Genomic DNA, 18,371 nt, shown 5'->3' on the forward strand with positions numbered 1-18,371 from the left:
AGGGTCGGCGGGGTGCCGACGAGAAGGGGGCGAAAGGTTTCAGCGGGCCGTGCCGGCGCGCGGGTCCAGCGCGTCCCGGACGGCGTCGCCGAGCAGGTTGAAGGCGATGACGAACAGCAGCAGCGCCACGCCCGGGAACACCATGTAGGTGGGGTCGGCCTGGAAGACCTCGGAGCCGCGCGCGATCATCCGCCCCCAGTCCGGGACGGGCTCGGTGATGCCGACGCCGAGGAAGGACAGCGCGGCCTCGGAGGCGACGAAGGTCGGCACCGCCATGGTGGCGTGCACCAGCAGCTGCGAGCGCACATTCGGCAGGAGTTCGTGGACGACGACATGGAACCGGCTCGCGCCCTGGGCCCGCGCGGACTGCACGAAATCCCTTTCCCGGAGCGAGCGGACGGTGGCCCGCAGGGAAAGCGCGAGCGGAATCCAGCCGAACGCCGAGAAAACCAGGATCAGTACCAGGAACTGCATCCACTCCGGTTCCGCGGTGCCCGGATCGACCAGCCGGGACTGAATGACCGGGCTGAGCGCGAGCAGCAGGAGCAGCGTGGGAAAGGCCAGCAGCACGTTCGCGAGGAATCCGAACAGCCGGTCCGCGATCCCGCCCAGGTAGCCGACCGCGACACCGGCCAGCACGCCCAGCGTGGTGGTCACCGCGGCGGCCGCGAAGGCGATCAGCAGCGAGGTGCGGATGCCGTACAGCAGCTGGGTGAACACGTCCCGGCCGAGGCCGGGCTCCAGGCCGAACCAGAAGTCCCCGGAGATCCCGCCGTTCGGCAGCATCGGCAGGCCGCCGTCGCTGAGCAGGCCCGGGATGTTCTGGCCGTAGTGGTCGACCGGGTTCTTCCCGTAGAGCGCGGCGACCAGCGGGGCGCCGAGGGCGAGCAGCAGGAACAGCACCACCACCGCCAGGGCGGCGGCGCCGACCCGGTCCCGCAGGATCCGGCGGAGCGGTCCGGGGTTCGCGGCGGCCGCAGGCCCGGCCGTGCTGCCTGGGACGGTGTCGACCACTGCCATGAGGCGTAACCTCCGAATTCTCCGCCGCCCCATGGGTGAGGGTGCGCTGGTGTGCATTTCCGGTACGGCCTCCGGGGGTTTCCCGGCAGCCGTTCGAACGCCATTGGACCGGATTCTTCCGAGGTTCCGCAAATCACCTTCGGAGGGCGTTCCGGCCATTCCTGCCGGACTGTTTCGGGAATTGTGGCGGCTTCATTTCGCCGCAACATCCGCGTTGCAAAAGAACGGACATAAGCGGACGTAGTGGGCAGCGCGTTCCGCATTCTGAGACCTCCGCCACAGTCCCTCCGGTGTTGGTACGATCCCGGTGGGCCGCGACTGGCGCGTAGGGATGGAATCAACCATCGGGAAGCGGCCCCGTGAATCCTCACGTGCACGTCTGCCGAGCGCCTGGGCCCCCGCAAATCCCCACCAGGAGACCGCCATGGCCCAGCAGCCCCACACCGCCGCCTCCGTCGCGGCCGACACCGCCTTCCGCAGCGCCCTCGACGTGGTCGCCGGCGTCGAACCGCGGATCGCCGCCGCCATCGGCCAGGAGCTGGCGGACCAGCGCGCCTCGCTCAAGCTGATCGCCAGCGAGAACTACGCCTCCCCGGCCGTCCTGCTCACCATGGGCAACTGGCTCAGCGACAAGTACGCCGAGGGCACCGTCGGCCGCCGCTTCTACGCGGGCTGCCGCAACGTCGACACCGTCGAGGGCATCGCCGCCGAGCACGCCCGCGAGCTGTTCGGCGCCGACCACGCCTACGTCCAGCCGCACTCCGGCATCGACGCCAACCTGACCGCCTTCTGGGCCGTCCTGTCCCAGCGGGTCGAGAGCCCGGCGCTGGAGCGCGCCGCGGTGCGCAACGTCAACGACCTCACCGAGGAGGACTGGGCGCGGCTGCGCCAGGAGCTCGGCAACCAGCGGATGCTCGGCATGTCGCTGGACACCGGCGGCCACCTCACCCACGGCTTCCGGCCCAACATCTCGGGCAAGATGTTCGAGCAGCGCAGCTACGGCACCGACCCGGCCACCGGCCTGATCGACTACGACGCGCTGCGCGAGACCGCCCGCGAGTTCCGCCCGCTGATCATCGTGGCCGGCTACTCCGCCTACCCGCGCCTGGTGAACTTCCGCAAGATGCGCGAGATCGCGGACGAGGTCGGCGCGACCCTCATGGTCGACATGGCGCACTTCGCCGGCCTGGTCGCGGGCAAGGTGCTGACCGGCGACCACGACCCGGTCCCGCACGCCCACATCGTCACCACCACCACCCACAAGTCCCTGCGCGGCCCGCGCGGCGGCATGGTGCTGTGCCAGTCCGAACTGGCCGAGCACGTCGACCGCGGCTGCCCGCTGGTGCTCGGCGGCCCGCTCTCGCACGTCATGGCCGCCAAGGCGGTCGCCCTCGCCGAGGCCCGCCGCCCCGAGTTCCAGGCCTACGCCCGCGCCGTCGTCACCAACGCCCAGGCGCTCGCCGAGGGCCTGCTGCGCCGCGGCGGCAAGCTGGTCACCGGCGGCACCGACAACCACCTGGTCCTCGCGGACGTCTCGGGCTACGGCCTGACCGGCCGCCAGGCCGAGGCGGCGCTGCTCGACTCGGGCATCGTCACCAACCGCAACTCCGTCCCGCAGGACCCGAACGGCGCCTGGTACACCTCGGGCATCCGCCTCGGCACCCCGGCCCTCACGACCCGCGGCCTGGGCACCGCCGAGATGGACGAGATCGCCGACCTGATCCACACCGTCCTGGGCGCCACCACCCCCACCACCACCGCCAAGGGCGCCCCCTCCAAGGCCGCCTACGCCCTGGACCCGGCCCTCCGCGACGCCACCGCCAAGCGCGCCGCCGACCTGCTCGCCCCGTACCCGCTCTACCCGGGCGTCGACCTGGCCTGACGGCCAGGGGGCGCGGACGGGTGACGGCAGACAGCGAACAGATGACAGATTTCGAAATCTGTCATCTGTCATCTGTTCGCTGAAATCTGTCAGCCGTCAGCTGCCTCCGCGCGCCCCCGCCCCCCGGCACCGGCCCTAGTACTGCAGGGACTTGTACTGGAGGAACTCCTCCAGCCCGTGGCGGCCCAGCTCGCGGCCGAGGCCCGAGCTCTTGTAGCCGCCGAACGGCGCGAGCGGGTTGAAGCGGCCGCCGTTGAGGTCCACCTGGCCGGTGTCGAGGCGGCGGGCGAAGGCGGCGGCGGTGTCCGTGTCGCGCGCCCAGACGCCGCCGGCCAGGCCGTACGGGGTGCCGTTGGCGAGCTCCGCGGCGTGGTCCTCGTCCCGGTAGCGGAGGATCGCCAGGACGGGGCCGAAGACCTCCTCCTGGGCCACCGTCATCTCCGGGGTCACGTCCGCGAGCACGGTCGGGCGGACGTAGTACCCGGTGGGCAGCTCGGCGAGCGGCTCCGAGCCGCCGACGACCAGCCGGGCGCCCTCGGCCAGCGCGCCGTCGATGTAGCCGCGCACCCGCTCCAGCTGCCGGGCGTTGACCAGCGGGCCGATCCGGGTCTTCGGGTCGGTCGGGTCACCCGGCCGGTACTGGGCGGCGACCTCCTCGGCCCGGGCGACCGCCTCGTCGTACTGGTCCTCGTGCACCAGCAGCCGGGTCAGCGCGCTGCAGGTCTGGCCCGAGTTGGCGAAGACGTTGGCGACGTTCGCCTTCACCGCGCGGGCCAGGTCGGCGCCCGGCAGCACCACGTTGGCCGACTTGCCGCCCAGCTCCAGGGAGACCCGCTTCAGCCCCCGGCCGGCCGTCTCGGCGACCAGCCGGCCGACGGTGGTGGAACCGGTGAACGAGACCAGGTCCACCTCCCGGTGCCCGACGAGCGCCGCACCCGCCACCGCGCCGGTGCCGGTCACCAGGTTGAAGGCGCCCGCCGGGAACCCGGCCTCGTGCACCAGCCGGGCGAACAGCCGGGCCACCAGCGGGGTGTCCTCGGCCGGCTTGAGGACCACCGGGCAGCCGGCCGCCAGCGCGGGGACGGTCTTGGCCACGATCTGGTGCAGCGGGTAGTTCCACGGCGTGATCGCCGCGACCACTCCGGCGGGCTCGGCGTGCACCACCGAGTTGCCGATCCGCTCCTCGAACGGGTGCTCGGCGAGCAGGGTCAGGTAGGAGGTCGCCACGGCGAGCGGCAGCCCGGCGTGCACGGCCCCGGTGAAGCCGACCGGCGAGCCCAGCTCGGCGACGACCGTCTCGGTGATCTCGTTCTGCGCGGCGGCGATCCCGTCCCGCAGCCGGGTCAGCAGCGCCAGCCGCTCCTCACGGGTGGTCGCGCCCCAGCCGCGGGCCGCCCGCCGGGCCGCCGTCACCGCCGCGTCGACGTCGCCCGCGCCACCGGCCGGCACCGTGGCCAGCACCTGCTCGGTCGCCGGGTTCAGCACGGTGATCGACCCGGTGTCCCCGGAGGGCTGCCACTCGCCGTCGATGTACTGGTCGCTGTGCTCCGCGTACTGCCCCACCGGTCGTCCTCTCGTCCAGCCGCCTTTAACTAGCAGCGCTAGTCGAAGGTCAGTCAATGCGGCGCGGGCGGCCGCGCGCAAGAGCCAATCCGGACCGGTGGGCCTGACGGTTACTTCGGGGCGAACCGCGCGGTGTACTCGTCGAACGGCTCGATGCCCACCGCCGCGCGCCGCTCGTCCAGCCGCTCCGGCTCCTCGCACGGCCACGGCACCGGGCGGCCGTCCGCCACCGCGCCGATCTGCGTCCCGTAGCGCTGCTCCCGGCCCTCGTTGACGGCCAGCCGGTCCTGGAGGAAGGCCAGGTCGCGGGCGCTCGCCTCGCCCCGGGCGACGGCCTCGCCCATCAGCTCCGCCGCCCGCCGCTGGACGTCCAGCTGCCGGTCCGCGTGCTGCGCCACCAGCCAGGCCGCCCGGGCCGCCTCGGGGCCGACGGTGCGCTCGGTGGGCCAGCCGTGCGCCGCCATGATCTCCGCCAGCCGGTCCCCGTGCCGGGCGGTGAGCCGCCGCCAGACCGCCTGCTCGGCCAGGTCGGCGCTGTGCGCCAGCCGGGCGGCCGCGCCGTCCTCGGCCATCATCCCGGTCAGCTCCCGCGCGAGGGCCGAATCCCGACCGTCCTGCTGTGCCCGACCGTCCTGCCGTGCTTCCGCCACGTCGTCAGCGCTCCTCCGCGCCCGGGCCCTCCCACCGAGGGCCGCCCGCCACCACGCTAGGCCCGGAATCCGCGACGAAGATCATCCCCGAAGGGGGTGACCCGGCACCGCCGCCCACGGCAGAATGGATGCACACCGGGAACGGAGCGTACCGCGCACGCTCCCCAGGAACGCCGAAGGGCCGGTCCCGCGGGGTGGTTTCTAACGGTCGTTGCAACACGTGGTCGGTTGTCTAGGCCGCGATGAGTTTATGCAGACGCTCGGCTGGGGTTTCCCAGCCAAGCGTCTTGCGTGGACGGCGGTTGAGCTGATCGGCGACGGCGGTCAGGCACTCGGCGGTGTGGGTGGACAGGTCGGTGCCCTTGGGGAAGTACTGCCGCAGCAGGCCGTTCACGTAGCGGGTGTGGCGCTCGACCAGGGTCCCGATCGCCGAGGCGCCGTCCTTGCCGATGATCAGGTCGCCTTCCCAGTGCCCGGGCACCGCGCGGTCCTCGGCCTCGGCGGGGCGTTCGCTGATCATGACCATCGGGTCGATGAAGCGCGGCTTGCGGCAGTTGGCCTGCCGGTGGGGGATCCGGCGGGCGCGTCCGGAGCGCAGTGCGCCGGCCAGTTCGCGGCGAAGCTCGCCGCGGCCCTGGATGTAGAGCGCCTGGTAGACGGTCTCGTGGACCACGTGCATCTCCGGCCGGTCGGGGAACTGGACCCGCAGAGCGTGGCATATCTGCTCCGGGCTCCAGCGCTCGTCCAGCATCGCCTGGACCGCCTCCCGCAGCTCCGGATTCGAGAGGATCCTGCGGGGCTTGGGGCGGGGCCGGCGGGCGTCGGCGCGGGCCTGGGCGGCGTGCGGGCGGTAGTGCCACTGTCCGCGGGTGTCGTCGGTGCGGTTGCGGCGGATCTCCCGGCTGATCGTGGAGGGACTGCGGCCCAGTTCGGCGGCGATCCGTCGGACCGTGGCCTTCTCACGCAGCCGGTCGGCGATGTGGATCCGCTCGTCCTCGCCCAGGTACCGGGAGACACCGGAAGGCGGCACCACCGAGTGGATCGGTGGTGCCGCCTTCTGCCGACGGTCGGCGCCGCGGCCATTGCGCCACTTGCGGCCGGTCCGCTGATCGATGCCCACAATCCGGCACGCCTCGGCGTTGCTGTAGCCCTGCTGCATGAGCCGGGAGTATGCCGCCCGCTCCCTGCTCAGCCTCACGGGCCCCTGAGCCGTCCGGTCCTCACGGATCTCGAAGTCCAATGCATCCCCTGAACTGGGGTGTTGCAACAACTCCTAGAACCCAGGAGGATTCCGACCGGCCCTTCACCGTGTGACGGGCGTCCAGGCGACGGGACTCAGACCCGCGTGGGCTCCGCGGCCTCGGCCGCCTCGGCGCCCTCGGCCTGCGCCATCTCCTTGCGGACCTCGGCCAGCGAGGGGTTGGCCCAGGCGCTGGCGACGCCCCAGCGGTAGAACGCCAGCCCGATCGCGGCGACGATCAGCAGGTCCCAGCCCTCCGGCAGGTAGCCCTGCCCGCCGAAGTCCTCGCTGCCCGCCCACGAGACGCCGGCCATCACGAACAGGTACGCGACCATCCAGGCGCCCGCCTTGAGGTGCGGCTTCAGCTCGGCGAAGGGCTTGCGCAGCTCGTACCAGGCCCAGATCGGCAGACCGGCGGCCATCAGCAGGATGACCTTGCCGGTGAGCGGCCAGCGGGCCCAGTAGAGCACCAGCGAGCCGAAGACCATCGCGACCGGGGCGATCACCGGCATGGCGCGCAGCCGGACCGGCCGGGGCAGGTCCGGGGCCAGCCGGCGCAGCGCCATCACGGCGACCGGGCCGGTGATGTACGAGATCACGGTGGCCACCGAGACGATCTCGGCCAGCGAGCCCCAGCCGCGGAAGACCGCGAGGAACAGGAAGGCGACCACCAGGTTGAGCAGCAGCGCCGGGCGCGGGATGCCGGTCTTGGCGTCGACCTTGCCGAAGATCTTCGGCAGGTGGCCGTTCTCCTGCACGCCGTGGATCATGCGCGAGGTGGTCGCGGCGTAGATCATGCCGGTGCCGGACGGCGAGATGAAGGCGTCCGCGTAGAGCAGGATCGCCAGCCAGTTGAGGCCCCAGGCGATGGCCAGGTCGGCCAGCGGCGAGGTGTAGGAGAGGTTGCTCCAGCCGTTCGCCAGGTCGCCGCCCGGGATGGCGCCGAGGAAGGCGATCTGGAGCGCGACGTAGATCACCAGGGCGATCAGGATCGAGCCGATGACGGCCTTCGGCAGCGACTTGCCGGGGTTGCGGGCCTCGCCGGCCAGGTTGAGCGGGGACTGGAAGCCGTTGAAGGCCCAGACGATGCCGGAGACCGCGACGGCGGTGAACACCGAGCTCCAGCCGTTCGGCGCGAAGCCGCCGTGGTCGGTGAAGTGCGCCGAGTCGAAGTGCGCGAAGAGCAGCGCACCGGCGGTCACCGTCGGGACGATGACCTTGAAGACGGTGATCGCGGTGTTGGTCTTGGCGAACAGCGTGATCGCGAACCAGTTGAGGACGAAGTAGACGACCAGGAGCACGCTGGCGAGCGCCACCCCGCTGAGGGTCAGCTCCTTGCCGTCGTACAACCCCTGCGCCCAGCCGAAGTGCCAGGAGCTCATGTACTGCACGGAGGCGGTGGCCTCACCCGGGATGACCGAGACGATGGCGATCCAGTTGGCCCAGGCGGCGAGGTAGCCGGCCAGCGAGCCGTGCGAGTACTGGCCGTACCGGACCATGCCGCCGGCCTTGGGGAACATCGAGCCCAGCTCGCTGTAGGTGAGCGCGATGGTCAGCGCCACCGCGGCACCGATCACCCAGGCGAGGATCGAGGCGGGGCCGGCGAGCTTGGCCGCCCGCTCGGCACCGAACAGCCACCCGGAGCCGATGATCGACCCCAGTCCGACCGCCGTCAGGCTGATCGTGCCGAGCGATCGGCGGTAGTTCTGGTGTGATGCCGTCGACGATTCGGGCTCACTCAACGTATCGGTCCTCTCGCTCGTGGTTCATCGGGTGGTGTCGGTGTTTGTGTGATTTTGCATCGCTATTTCGGGCAAACGGAGAGCAGCCTATGGTCCGAAAACGGGCGAATACCTCAGAGGAAGCTCAAACCGTCCGATTGTTGCCATCTCGTGTCCGGCGTCCGGGCCGATGCGGACCGGCGAGGAGACCGGCGCCACAGCGCCGACGGGCGGTGCCGGGGACGGCGACCGGGGCCGGCCCGCGGAAAAGGGGCGGCCCGAAAAACGAAATTCCCCGTGGCTGCCTTTCGGCTCCCACGGGGAATTCGGCTGTGTCCGAGGGGGGACTTGAACCCCCACGCCCGATAAAGGGCACTAGCACCTCAAGCTAGCGCGTCTGCCATTCCGCCACCCGGACCGGGTGTGTGCTTCGGGGGCTTTTTCCTCGCCCCCTCGGCGACAGAGAGAACATTACCAGGGTTCTGGAGTGCTTCTCACCTGCGCTTCCTCGGAGCCGCGCCGCCGGCACCTCCCGAAGGTGGCTTCCGGGGCCCGCCGGGCCGCCGCAGCGGGCCCGCGCGGCACCCGCACCCCGTCCGCACAGGTTGGTACGGCCTGTGAACGCGCTCGAATCCGGCCCGAACCGGTGGCGTCCGCGAAGGAAACGGTCGACTTCCGCCCCGTCCGTGGTCGGTTGCGGCCGGAACCGGTCCGACACGGGCAACTTGTCGACGGTGCCGCGGTCGCCCCGACGGCTCTCCTAGCCTCTGTGGACCGAGGGCGCCATGAGCGGATCGCCTGATTCCCGGGTCGCGGACGAAGGGCGGCTGGACGTGGAGCAGATCAGCGGAGCGGCGAAGGCCGAACCGAGACGCGGCAGGCGGAAGGAGACCCCGGGCGCGGCCACCGCCGCCGCGGGCCCCGCCGAGGGCGTGTGGCGCTTCCCGGTGCCCGCCACCGAGGCCTCGGTGCCGCTCACCCGGCACGCGGTGCGCGACCGCCTGCTGGCCCAGGGGATGACCGGGGTGCGCTACCAGGAGCTGGTGGACGACCTGCTGCTGATCGTCTCGGAGCTGGTGAGCAACGCGGTGACGCACGCCGCCGAGCTGTCGCCCGAGGTGGTCACCGAGCTGTCGGTGCGCCGGGCCTGGGTACGGGTGTCGGTCGAGGACGGCGACCCGTACCGGCCGAAGGCGCTGGAGAACGACACCGGACGAACCGGCGGGCGCGGCCTGCTGCTGGTGAAGAGCGTCACCCTGCAGGCCGGCGGGGTGTGCGACGTCGAACACACGGGGGAGGGCGGCAAGGTCATCTGGGCCTCGCTGCCCGTCCCCCAGGAGCCCGGCCGCTGACCGGTCGGGCCCGGCGCGGCGGCCGACCGGTCAGCGGCCGGGAGCCGGACCGGAAAGGGCCCGGACCGGAAAGGGCCCGGACCGGAAAGGGCCCGGACGGAAGAGCGGCCGGACTACCAGTCCCGCCCGGCGATCTCCCGGATGCCCGGCAGCGCGGCCTCGAAGACCGTCTCGAACCAGACCGAGAACGGCCGCTCCGCCCGCAGCTCCCGCAGCTCCTGCGCGGTCACGAAGGCGAAGTCGTCCACCTCCTCCGGGTCCGGCTCGACCTTCGCGGTGACCAGTCCCACGAACAGGTGGTTCCACTCCCGCTCGATCAGCCCGGACGCCTCGTCCGGCAGGTCGTAGCGGACGGTGCCCGCCTCGCACAGCAGCGCCGGTGCGACGCCCAGCTCCTCGGCGGTGCGCCGGGCGGCCGCGACGAACGGCGGCTCGTCCGGGTACGGGTGGCCGCAGCAGGTGTTCGACCAGACGCCGGGGGAGTGGTACTTGCCGAGGGCCCGGCGCTGGAGCAGCAGCCGGCCCTGGCGGTCGAACAGGAAGACCGAGAACGCCCGGTGCAGCCGGCCCGGCTGCTGGTGGGCCCAGAGCTTCTCGCCGGTGCCGATCGTGACGCCCTCGTCGTCGACCAGCTCCAGCAGGATCTCGGCACCGGCGGGGGCGGATCCGGTGGCCCGGGGGTCGACCGACACATCGGTCTCCACGTCGAGACCGGTGTCGATCTCGGCGGCGAAGTGCGTCGGGTCGGTCGGCAGACTCTGGGGCATGGGGCCTCTTTCGGGAGCGGGAGCAACGGGAGCATCGGGTGTCTCCGACGCACCGGGTGGAGTGCGGCGGACACAGCGGGGGCACCGGCGCCGGCGTCGGGCTCCAGTCTGCCGTATGGGTGGCACTCGGCAGGGGTCCCACGCACAACCGGGCGGATCATGACCCGGAGGAGTCGGAAACCGGCCGGAGAAGGATCAGGGAAACCCTCGTAAGGGTCACGAAATTCGCAGAACCGTTCGGCGGGCGTTCGGAGCCCGTTCGACCGCCCCGCCGCCTCCCCCCGGCGGGCCCGGCACGGCCCCCGAGCCGCTCCACCACCGCCCGCCCGCCGCCGCTCCGCCGCCGGGACCACCGCCCGCCCGCCGCCGCGGCCACCGCCCCCGGCCCCACGGGCGCGTTCTGGCCGGTCGCCCCGGTCGCCTACCATCACATACGACACGGTGCCCGGATCCGTACCGGCACCGGCGCGCCGCCGCCCCGCCCGGCCGACCACCGGTCCGGGCGCACCAGTGGCGCCGCCGACCCCCGGCACGGCCCCGCGCACAGCACGACGGATCAGGAGACCCGCATGATCGGCCTCGTTCTGGCAGCCGGCGCCGGCCGCCGGCTGCGCCCGTACACCGACACCCTGCCCAAGGCGCTGGTGCCGGTCGACGGGGAACGGACCGTCCTGGACCTCACCCTCGGCAACTTCGCCGAGGTCGGACTGCGCGAGGCCGCGATCGTCGTCGGCTACCGCAAGGAGGCGGTGTACGACCGCAAGGACGCGCTGGAGAGCAAGTACGGCGTCAAGCTCCACCTGGTCGAGAACGACAAGGCCGAGGAGTGGAACAACGCCTACTCGCTCTGGTGCGCCCGCGAGCTGTTCGCCGAGGGCCTGCTGCTCGCCAACGGCGACACCGTCCACCCGGCCTCCGTCCAGCGCACCATGCTGGAGGGCAACCGGCGCCTGACCGAGGCCGGCGCCGCCCCCGGCATCCTGCTCGCCCTCGACACGGTGAAGAAGCTCGCCGACGAGGAGATGAAGGTCGTCGTCGACCCGGCCACCGGCATGCGCCGGATCACCAAGCTGATGGAGCCGGCCGAGGCGACCGGCGAGTACATCGGCGTCACCGTGATCAACCCGTCCGCCGCCGCCGACCTGACCGACGCGCTGCGCGCCACCTACGAGCGCGACCCGCAGCTGTACTACGAGGACGGCTACCAGGAGATGGTCGACCGCGGCCTGCGGATCGACGTGCAGCCGATCGGCGAGGTCTCCTGGGTCGAGGTCGACAACCACGACGACCTGGCGAAGGCGCGGGAGATCGCGTGCCGGTACTGACCCGACTGGTCCCGTCGCCGCTGTTCGTCGAGATCCGCCCGGGCGCGCTGGACGCGCTCGGCGGCATCCTGGCGGACCAGCGGCTGTCGGCCTCGGGCCGGATCGCGGTCGCGATCAGCAACGGCTCCGGCTCGGCCATGCGCCGCCGCCTGGAGCCGGCCCTGCCCGGCGCCGACTGGTACAACGTGGACGACGGCAGCCTGGACAGCGCGGTACGGCTGGCCGAGGCGATGCGCGGCGGGCACTACGACGCGATCGTCGGCCTCGGCGGCGGCAAGATCATCGACGCCGCCAAGTACGCCGCGGCCCGGGTCGGCCTGCCGCTGGTCGCGGTCGCCACCAACCTGGCCCACGACGGCATCTGCTCGCCGGTCTCCACCCTGGACAACGACGCCGGCCGCGGCTCCTACGGGGTGCCCAGCCCGATCGGCATCGTGGTCGACCTGGACGTGATCCGGCAGGCCCCGCCGCGCTTCGTGGCGGCCGGCGTGGGCGACGTCGTCTCCAACATCTCCGCGTGCGCGGACTGGGAGCTGTCGCACGCCGTGACCGGCGAGCCGGTGGACGGGCTGGCCGTGGCGATGGCCCGCTCGGCGGGCGAGAACCTGCTCCGGCACCCGGGGAGCACCCAGGACCAGGACCTCCTTACAGCGCTGGCCGAGGCCCTGGTACTGTCCGGCATCGCGATGAACATCGCGGGCAGCACCCGGCCCTCGTCGGGTGCCTGCCACGAGATCTCGCATGCCCTGGACGTGCTGTATCCCAAGCGGTCCGCCCAGCACGGCGAGCAGGTCGGCCTCGGTGCCGCCTTCGCCAGCTTCCTGCGGGGCGAGCGCGAGCTGACCGGTCTGATCGTGGAGCGCCTGGCGAGCTACGGACTGCCGGTGACCGCGGCTCAGATCGGCTTCACCGAGGCGGAGTTCACCGAAGCGGTGCACTACGCTCCGAACACCCGCCCGGGGCGCTTCACCATCCTCGAACACCTCGACCTCTCCCCTTCCGCAATCAGGGACGCGTACGCCGACTATGTCCAAGCCGTCAACAGCTGACCCCTCCACCGCGGGCGCCGGGCGCCCCCCGGTGGACCTGACCCGCCGGCCCTCGATCGAGGAGCTGCGCGCGGTGATCCACCCGGAGGGGATGCTCCAGCGCCGCAGCGCCGAGCACTGGGCCGGCCGCCTGTACATGCGGAAGATCTCGCTGCGGATCACCCGCGTGCTCTCCACCATGACGGCGATCACGCCCAACGGCCTGACGTACCTGATGATGTTCACCGGCGTCCTGGCCGGTGCCGCGCTGGTCCTGCCGGGCCTCGCGGGCGCCGTCCTGGGCGCCCTGCTGATCCAGGTCTACCTGCTGCTGGACTGCGTGGACGGCGAGGTGGCCCGCTGGCGCCGGCAGACCTCGCTCACCGGCGTCTACCTGGACCGGGTCGGCCACTACATGTCCGAGGCGGCCCTGCTGACCGGCCTCGGCCTGCGCGCCACCGACCTGCTGCACCGCGAGGGCACCGGCGCGCACTGGGAGTGGGCGTTCCTCGGCACCCTGGCCGCGCTCGGCGCGATCCTGATCAAGTCCGAGACCGACCTGGTGGACGTGGCCCGGGCCCGCAGCGGCCTGACGGCGGTCGAGGACAGCGCCTCGGTGCCGCGCTCGGCCTCCGTCGCCAAGGCCCGCCGGGCGGCCTCCTTCCTGAAGTTCCACCGCCTGGTCGGCGCGGTCGAGGCCTCGCTGTTCATCCTGGCCGCCGGCGTCGCCGACGCCGTGCACGGCGGGCTGCTCTTCACCCAGCTCGCGGTGGTCGTCCTGGCGGCGATCGCCATGCTCCAGACCGTGCTGCACCTGCTGAGCATCGTCCTCTCCAGCAGGCTGCGATGAGCGCGGCGGGCAACGCGGAGGACTTCCGCCTCGGCGCCGTGATCATCACCATGGGCAACCGGCCCGCCGAGCTCAACGCCCTGATCGAGGCCGTCCGCGCCCAGGAGGGCCCGGCGGTCGAGCTGGCCGTGGTCGGCCAGGGCGTCGCGCTGCCCCCGCTGCCGGAGGGCGTGCGCAGCGTCGAGCTGCCGGAGAACCTCGGCATCCCGGGCGGGCGCAACGTCGGCATCGAGCTGTTCGGCCGGGACGGCGCGGAGGTCGACGCCGTCCTGTTCCTGGACGACGACGGCAACCTGCCGCGCACCGACTCGGCCCGCCTGCTGCGCGAGGCCTTCACCGCGGACCCGGAGCTGGGCATCGTCTCCTTCCGGATCGCCGACCCGGAGACCGGTGTCACCCAGCGCCGGCACGTCCCCCGGCTGCGCGCCAGCGACCCGCTGCGCTCGTCCCGGGTGACCACCTTCCTGGGCGGCGCGAGCGCGGTGCGCTGCAAGGTGTTCGAGCAGGCCGGGCAGCTGCCCGCCGAGTTCTTCTACGCCCACGAGGAGACCGACCTCGCGTGGCGCGCGCTGGACGCCGGCTGGGCCATCGACTACCGGGCGGACGTGGTGCTGCACCACCCCACGACCTCGCCCGCCCGCCACGCGAGCTACTTCCACAACGTGGCCCGCAACCGGGTCTGGCTCGCGAGGCGGAACCTTCCGGCCCTGTTGGTGCCTCTCTATCTGGGAACCTGGTTCCTGCTGACCCTGGCCCGCCGCCCCTCCCCGGAGGCGCTGAAGGCCTGGTGGGGCGGATTCCGGGCGGGCTGGCGCGAACCCTGCGGTCCGCGGCGGCCCATGCGGTGGCGTACCGTCTGGCGACTGACCAGGCTGGGCCGTCCACCGATCATCTGATCGCATCCGATGGCAACCGCATCGAATGATCGATCGCTGCGGCCGGTGCCCACACACCGGCCGGCTCCCCCGAGATCCCAGTGGATCCCCCTCGGCGCACCGCCGGCGGACCCCGCCGACCGGCCGCCCCGACCGATCCCGCGTGAAGGACGAATGTGTCGACAGTGAGTGAACCCGTCAGCCTCTCGGCCCCCAGGGGGGCGGACGCGGGCCTGACCCCCAAGCAGCTTGCGGACAAGTACGGTCTGGCGGTGAGCGGCGCCCGTCCCGGCCTGTTCGCCTACTCCAAGCAGCTCTGGGCCCGGCGCCACTTCATCTGGGCCTTCGCCACCGCCCGCCTGGTGGCCCAGTACACCAACGCCAAGCTCGGCCAGCTCTGGCAGGTGGTGACCCCGCTGCTCAACTGCGCGGTGTTCTACCTGGTCTTCGGCGTGATCCTGTCCAGCAAGCAGGGCTTCCCGGACAACACCTACATCGCCTGGCTCTGCATCGGCGTCTTCGTCTTCCAGTTCACCCAGAACGCGGTGCAGTCCGGCACCCGGGCGATCTCCGACAACCTCGGGCTGATCCGGGCGCTGCACTTCCCCCGGGCCAGCCTCCCGATCGCCTTCACCGTGATCCAGCTCCAGCAGCTGCTGATCTCCATGGTGGTCCTGGTCGTCACGGTGCTCGCCGCCGGCATCACCCCGGGCCGGACCTGGCTGCTGATCATCCCGGCGCTGCTGCTGCAGACGCTCTTCAACACCGGCATCTCGCTGGTGATGGCCCGGATCGGCTCCCGGACCAGCGACATCTCCCAGCTGATCCCGTTCGTGATGCGCGCCTGGATGTTCCTGTCCGGTGTGATGTTCAGCATCCAGGACAAGATCACCCACTGGCCGGACTACATCCAGACGCTGATGGCGGCCAACCCGGCGTCGGTCTACATGGACCTGCTCCGGCACGCCTTCGCGCCGGTCATCTACAACCCGCACCAGCCGGTGCACCAGGAGCTCCCGGCGCACCTGTGGGAGTACGGCATCGCCTGGGGCATCGGTATGTTCGTCATCGGATACGTCTTCTTCTGGAAGGCCGAGGAGGAGTACGGCCGTGGCTGACACCGACCTGAGCACCACCGACACCGTCCAGGACGCGGACGTGGCCCGCGAGCCCACCGTCGTCGTCGACGACGTGCACATCGTCTACAAGGTGCACGGCGCCGGCTCCGGCAAGGGCAGCGCCACCTCGGCGCTGAGCCGCATCATCAGCCGCAAGCGCGCCGCCGGCGTGCGCGAGGTGCACGCGGTCAAGGGCATCAGCTTCACCGCGTACAAGGGCGAGGCGATCGGCCTGATCGGCTCCAACGGCTCCGGCAAGTCGACCATGCTGGCCGCCATCGCCGGCCTGCTGCCGACCGAGAAGGGCGGCATCTACACCAACGGCCAGCCCTCGCTGCTGGGCGTCAACGCCGCGCTGATGAACGAGCTCACCGGTGAGCGTAACGTCATCCTCGGCTGCCTGGCGATGGGCATGACCCCGGCCCAGGTGAAGGCGCGCTACCAGGACATCGTCGACTTCTCCGGCATCAACGACAAGGGCGACTTCATCTCCCTGCCGATGCGCACCTACTCCTCCGGCATGGGCGCCCGGCTGCGCTTCTCGATCGCGGCCGCGAAGACCCACGACGTGCTGCTGATCGACGAGGCCCTCGCCACCGGCGACCAGGCCTTCCAGCAGCGCAGCAAGCGCCGGATCGACGAGCTGCGCAAGTCCGCCGGTACGGTCTTCCTGGTCAGCCACGACAACAACTCGATCCGCGAGGTCTGCGAGCGGACGATATGGATCGAGGCCGGCGAGCTGGTCATGGACGGACCCACCGAGGAGGTCGTGAGCCGCTACGAGCGCGGCGAGCGACCGTAGTCTCCGTCACACGCGCAGGGGCCGGTTCCGGATCTTCCGGGGCCGGCCCTTCGCCTTCCCCGCCGCCGTCCGCCCGGGTGAGCACCCGGTGCCCCGGGCGGGGCGGTCTTTCCCGGCGCGCCCCGGCGTGCCAGCCTGGTGGTCTCGGGGGCGGTGTGCCGTGCGTGGCCCCCGGGCTCGGACGCGTGTCCGAGTCGGGCCGGTCGTGCCAAGCGGTGTAGAACGGGGGAGTGACAGCAGTGTCGGCTTCGGCCCAGCCCAGAGATACGCCGGTGAACGATTCCGCAGGACAGACCCTGGAGAAGGCGGGCGCGGAGAACTTCCCCGTGGCCCCGTTCTTCCTGCCCGCGGCCTGGCGCGACGACCTGATGGCGGTGTACGGCTTCGCCCGCCTGGTCGACGACGCCGGGGACGGCGACCTGGCCGACCCGGCCGCCACCGCCCGGCTGCTCGGGGTCGAGCAGCCGCCCCCCGCCACCCCTTCGGACCAGCCCGGCCCGCCGACCGCGCGGGAGACCGCCTTCCGGCTCGCGCTGCTCGACGGACTGGAGCAGGACCTCGACCGGGTCTTCGAGACCGCCCTGCGCTCCGCCGGCGGCTCCGGGGCCGGTGCCGACCGCCCCCGCCACCCGCTGCTGAGCGCCCTCGTCCCGCTGGTCGACCGCCGGGGCCTGACCCCCGAGCCGTTCCGCCGTCTGATCGAGGCCAACCGGGTGGACCAGACCACCTCCCGCTACGCCACCTACGACGACCTGGTCGGCTACTGCACCCTCTCCGCCGACCCGGTCGGCCGCCTCGTGCTCGCCATCGCCGGCGTCTCCACCCCCGAGCGGATCGAGCTCTCGGACGCCGTCTGCACCGGCCTCCAGGTGGTCGAACACCTCCAGGACGTGGCCGAGGACCTGGCCCACGGCCGGATCTACCTGCCCGCCGAGGACATGGCCCGCTTCGGCGTCACCGAGGCCGACCTGGCCGCCCCCTCCGCCAGTGGCGCGGTGCGCGAGCTGATCGCCTTCGAGGCCGAGCGGGCCCGCACCCTGCTCGATCGCGGCGCACCATTGGTAGGTACGGTTCGGGGGAGGCTTCGACTGCTCCTGGCGGGATTCACCGCAGGCGGCTACGCGGCCCTGGCGGCCGTCGAGGACGCCGGGTACGACGTGCTCGCCCGGCAGGCGAAGCCGGACAAGCGCCGCCTCGCAGCGAAGGCGGCGGCAATCTTCGCGAAGGGAAGGTGAACGCCCGAGTGGCGGCATCACCACTGGCGTCGGCCCAGGTCATGGCGGCGTACCGGTACTGCGAGGCAGTCACCGGACTGCAGGCGCGCAACTTCAGCTACGGCATCCGGCTGCTGCCCGAACCCAAGCGACTGGCCATGTCGGCCCTGTACGCCCTGGCCCGCCGGGTGGACGACATCGGCGACGGCGACCTCCCGGACGACCGCAAGGCCGAGGCGCTGCTGCGCACCCGGGAACTGGTCGACGACGTCCGCTCCGGGGTGGTCGCCGAGGACGACACCGACCCGATCAAGGTCGCCCTGGCCGACGCGGCCCGGCGCTTCCCGATCCCGCTCGGCGGCTTCGACGAGCTGATCGACGGCGTCGAGATGGACCTCAAGGGCGCCGAGTACCAGACGTACGAGGAGCTGAAGGTCTACTGCCGCTGCGTGGCCGGCGCGATCGGCCGGCTCTCGCTGGGCGTCTACGGCTGCGACGACCCGGAGCTCGGGTCGCGCTACGCGGACACCCTGGGCCTGGCGCTGCAGCTCACCAACATCCTGCGCGACCTGCGCGAGGACGCCCTGAACGGCCGTACCTACCTGCCCGCCGAGGACCTGGTCCGGTTCGGCTGCCAGCAGGGCTTCGCGCTGCCCGAGCCGCCGGTCGGCGCGGACTTCACCGGCCTGGTGGCCTTCGAGGCCGCCCGCGCCCAGGCCGCCTTCGAGGAGGGCCTGCGGCTGCTGCCGATGCTCGACCGCCGCAGCCGCGCCTGCACCGCCGCGATGGCCGGCATCTACCACCGGCTGCTCGGCCGGATCGCCGCCGACCCGGAGTCGGTGCTGCGCGGCCGGGTCTCGCTTCCGGGCTGGGAGAAGGCGTACGTGGCGCTTTCCGGGCTCGCCGGGGGGCGTTCTTGATTCTCGCGACAGTTCTGTCACGCTGTGTCAGCGCGGAATCACGT

16 protein-coding genes, 1 tRNA gene and 1 riboswitch are annotated in these 18,371 nt (G+C 72.1%); of the genes, 10 read left to right on the forward strand and 7 right to left on the reverse strand.

Annotated elements, in window-relative coordinates; genetic code table 11:
- Positions 1–39: 39 nt before the first annotated feature.
- The gene (locus tag ABZW03_RS02845; protein WP_355251158.1) at positions 40–1,020 is read right to left on the reverse strand and encodes an ABC transporter permease; all 981 of its coding nucleotides are present in this window, start codon (positions 1,018–1,020) and stop codon (positions 40–42) included.
- Positions 1,021–1,324: 304 nt separating this feature from the next.
- A riboswitch (ZMP/ZTP riboswitch) is annotated at positions 1,325–1,423 on the forward strand.
- A gap of 21 nt (positions 1,424–1,444) precedes the next feature.
- On the opposite strand from ABZW03_RS02845, the gene ABZW03_RS02850 reads away from it, so the two are divergent.
- Positions 1,445–2,902 (forward strand): glycine hydroxymethyltransferase, encoded by a 1,458-nt coding sequence (locus ABZW03_RS02850; RefSeq protein ID WP_355251161.1) that lies wholly within the window; start codon positions 1,445–1,447, stop codon positions 2,900–2,902.
- A gap of 135 nt (positions 2,903–3,037) precedes the next feature.
- On the opposite strand, the gene ABZW03_RS02855 is transcribed toward ABZW03_RS02850, so the two are convergent.
- From ABZW03_RS02855 to ABZW03_RS02875, 5 genes are all read right to left on the reverse strand, one after another.
- Positions 3,038–4,465 (reverse strand): aldehyde dehydrogenase family protein, encoded by a 1,428-nt coding sequence (locus ABZW03_RS02855; protein ID WP_355251164.1) that lies wholly within the window; start codon positions 4,463–4,465, stop codon positions 3,038–3,040.
- Between the two features lie 110 nt (positions 4,466–4,575).
- Positions 4,576–5,040, reverse strand: a complete 465-nt coding sequence (locus tag ABZW03_RS02860; RefSeq protein ID WP_355251216.1) for a DUF6624 domain-containing protein — start codon at positions 5,038–5,040, stop codon at positions 4,576–4,578.
- 307 nt (positions 5,041–5,347) lie between these two features.
- The gene (locus ABZW03_RS02865) at positions 5,348–6,355 is read right to left on the reverse strand and encodes an IS30 family transposase (protein WP_355251167.1); all 1,008 of its coding nucleotides are present in this window, start codon (positions 6,353–6,355) and stop codon (positions 5,348–5,350) included.
- Between the two features lie 95 nt (positions 6,356–6,450).
- Positions 6,451–8,097 carry an APC family permease gene (locus tag ABZW03_RS02870; protein WP_355251170.1) on the reverse strand — a complete coding sequence of 549 codons (1,647 nt, stop codon included), beginning with the start codon at positions 8,095–8,097 and terminating at the stop codon, positions 6,451–6,453.
- Positions 8,098–8,409: 312 nt separating this feature from the next.
- Positions 8,410–8,494: transfer RNA gene (locus ABZW03_RS02875), tRNA-Leu, on the reverse strand.
- A 367-nt stretch (positions 8,495–8,861) separates the two neighbouring features.
- On the opposite strand from ABZW03_RS02875, the gene ABZW03_RS02880 reads away from it, so the two are divergent.
- The gene (locus ABZW03_RS02880) at positions 8,862–9,428 is read left to right on the forward strand and encodes an ATP-binding protein (protein ID WP_355251173.1); all 567 of its coding nucleotides are present in this window, start codon (positions 8,862–8,864) and stop codon (positions 9,426–9,428) included.
- Positions 9,429–9,541: 113 nt separating this feature from the next.
- On the opposite strand, the gene idi is transcribed toward ABZW03_RS02880, so the two are convergent.
- Positions 9,542–10,195, reverse strand: a complete 654-nt coding sequence (idi, locus tag ABZW03_RS02885; protein WP_355251176.1) for an isopentenyl-diphosphate Delta-isomerase — start codon at positions 10,193–10,195, stop codon at positions 9,542–9,544.
- Between the two features lie 569 nt (positions 10,196–10,764).
- On the opposite strand from idi, the gene ABZW03_RS02890 reads away from it, so the two are divergent.
- The 8 genes from ABZW03_RS02890 (at position 10,765) to hpnD (ending at position 18,327) form a co-directional block, all read left to right on the forward strand.
- Complete coding sequence (locus tag ABZW03_RS02890) at positions 10,765–11,520, forward strand: phosphocholine cytidylyltransferase family protein (RefSeq protein WP_355251179.1); 756 nt, start codon at positions 10,765–10,767, stop codon at positions 11,518–11,520.
- The gene (locus ABZW03_RS02895; RefSeq protein ID WP_355251182.1) at positions 11,508–12,569 is read left to right on the forward strand and encodes an iron-containing alcohol dehydrogenase family protein; all 1,062 of its coding nucleotides are present in this window, start codon (positions 11,508–11,510) and stop codon (positions 12,567–12,569) included. The genes ABZW03_RS02890 and ABZW03_RS02895 overlap by 13 nt, the downstream gene beginning before the upstream one ends.
- Before the next feature lie 91 nt (positions 12,570–12,660).
- Entirely contained in the window at positions 12,661–13,398 is a 738-nt protein-coding gene (locus ABZW03_RS02900; protein WP_355251219.1) for a CDP-alcohol phosphatidyltransferase family protein, read from the forward strand.
- Positions 13,395–14,294, forward strand: a complete 900-nt coding sequence (locus tag ABZW03_RS02905) for a glycosyltransferase (RefSeq protein ID WP_355251185.1) — start codon at positions 13,395–13,397, stop codon at positions 14,292–14,294. The genes ABZW03_RS02900 and ABZW03_RS02905 overlap by 4 nt, the downstream gene beginning before the upstream one ends.
- A 155-nt stretch (positions 14,295–14,449) precedes the next feature.
- On the forward strand, positions 14,450–15,391 hold the full coding sequence (locus ABZW03_RS02910) for an ABC transporter permease (RefSeq protein ID WP_355251188.1): 942 nt from the start codon (positions 14,450–14,452) through the stop codon (positions 15,389–15,391).
- Positions 15,384–16,193: an ABC transporter ATP-binding protein gene (locus ABZW03_RS02915; protein WP_355251190.1), complete on the forward strand. Its 810-nt coding sequence runs from the start codon at positions 15,384–15,386 to the stop codon at positions 16,191–16,193. Before ABZW03_RS02910 ends, ABZW03_RS02915 begins: the two co-directional genes overlap by 8 nt.
- A 272-nt stretch (positions 16,194–16,465) precedes the next feature.
- Entirely contained in the window at positions 16,466–17,428 is a 963-nt protein-coding gene (gene hpnC / locus ABZW03_RS02920; protein WP_355251193.1) for a squalene synthase HpnC, read from the forward strand.
- A 41-nt stretch (positions 17,429–17,469) separates the two neighbouring features.
- Positions 17,470–18,327, forward strand: coding sequence for a presqualene diphosphate synthase HpnD (hpnD, locus tag ABZW03_RS02925; protein WP_355251222.1), 858 nt, complete (start codon positions 17,470–17,472; stop codon positions 18,325–18,327).
- The last annotated feature ends 44 nt before the right edge of the window (positions 18,328–18,371 follow it).

It is taken from the genome of Kitasatospora sp. NPDC004799 (assembly GCF_040609095.1).
Taxonomy (GTDB): domain Bacteria; phylum Actinomycetota; class Actinomycetes; order Streptomycetales; family Streptomycetaceae; genus Kitasatospora.

Bases quoted from the DNA above. Each gene is read 5' to 3' on its own strand.
- ABZW03_RS02880 (WP_355251173.1), top strand. From the start codon at position 8,862: ATGAGCGGATCGCCTGATTCCCGGGTCGCGGACGAAGGGCGGCTGGAC.
- ABZW03_RS02890 (WP_355251179.1), top strand. From the start codon at position 10,765: ATGATCGGCCTCGTTCTGGCAGCCGGCGCCGGCCGCCGGCTGCGCCCG.
- idi (WP_355251176.1), bottom strand. From the start codon at position 10,195: ATGCCCCAGAGTCTGCCGACCGACCCGACGCACTTCGCCGCCGAGATC.
- ABZW03_RS02845 (WP_355251158.1), bottom strand. From the start codon at position 1,020: ATGGCAGTGGTCGACACCGTCCCAGGCAGCACGGCCGGGCCTGCGGCC.
- ABZW03_RS02850 (WP_355251161.1), top strand. From the start codon at position 1,445: ATGGCCCAGCAGCCCCACACCGCCGCCTCCGTCGCGGCCGACACCGCC.
- ABZW03_RS02860 (WP_355251216.1), bottom strand. From the start codon at position 5,040: ATGATGGCCGAGGACGGCGCGGCCGCCCGGCTGGCGCACAGCGCCGAC.
- ABZW03_RS02905 (WP_355251185.1), top strand. From the start codon at position 13,395: ATGAGCGCGGCGGGCAACGCGGAGGACTTCCGCCTCGGCGCCGTGATC.
- hpnD (WP_355251222.1), top strand. From the start codon at position 17,470: ATGGCGGCGTACCGGTACTGCGAGGCAGTCACCGGACTGCAGGCGCGC.
- ABZW03_RS02900 (WP_355251219.1), top strand. From the start codon at position 12,661: ATGCTCCAGCGCCGCAGCGCCGAGCACTGGGCCGGCCGCCTGTACATG.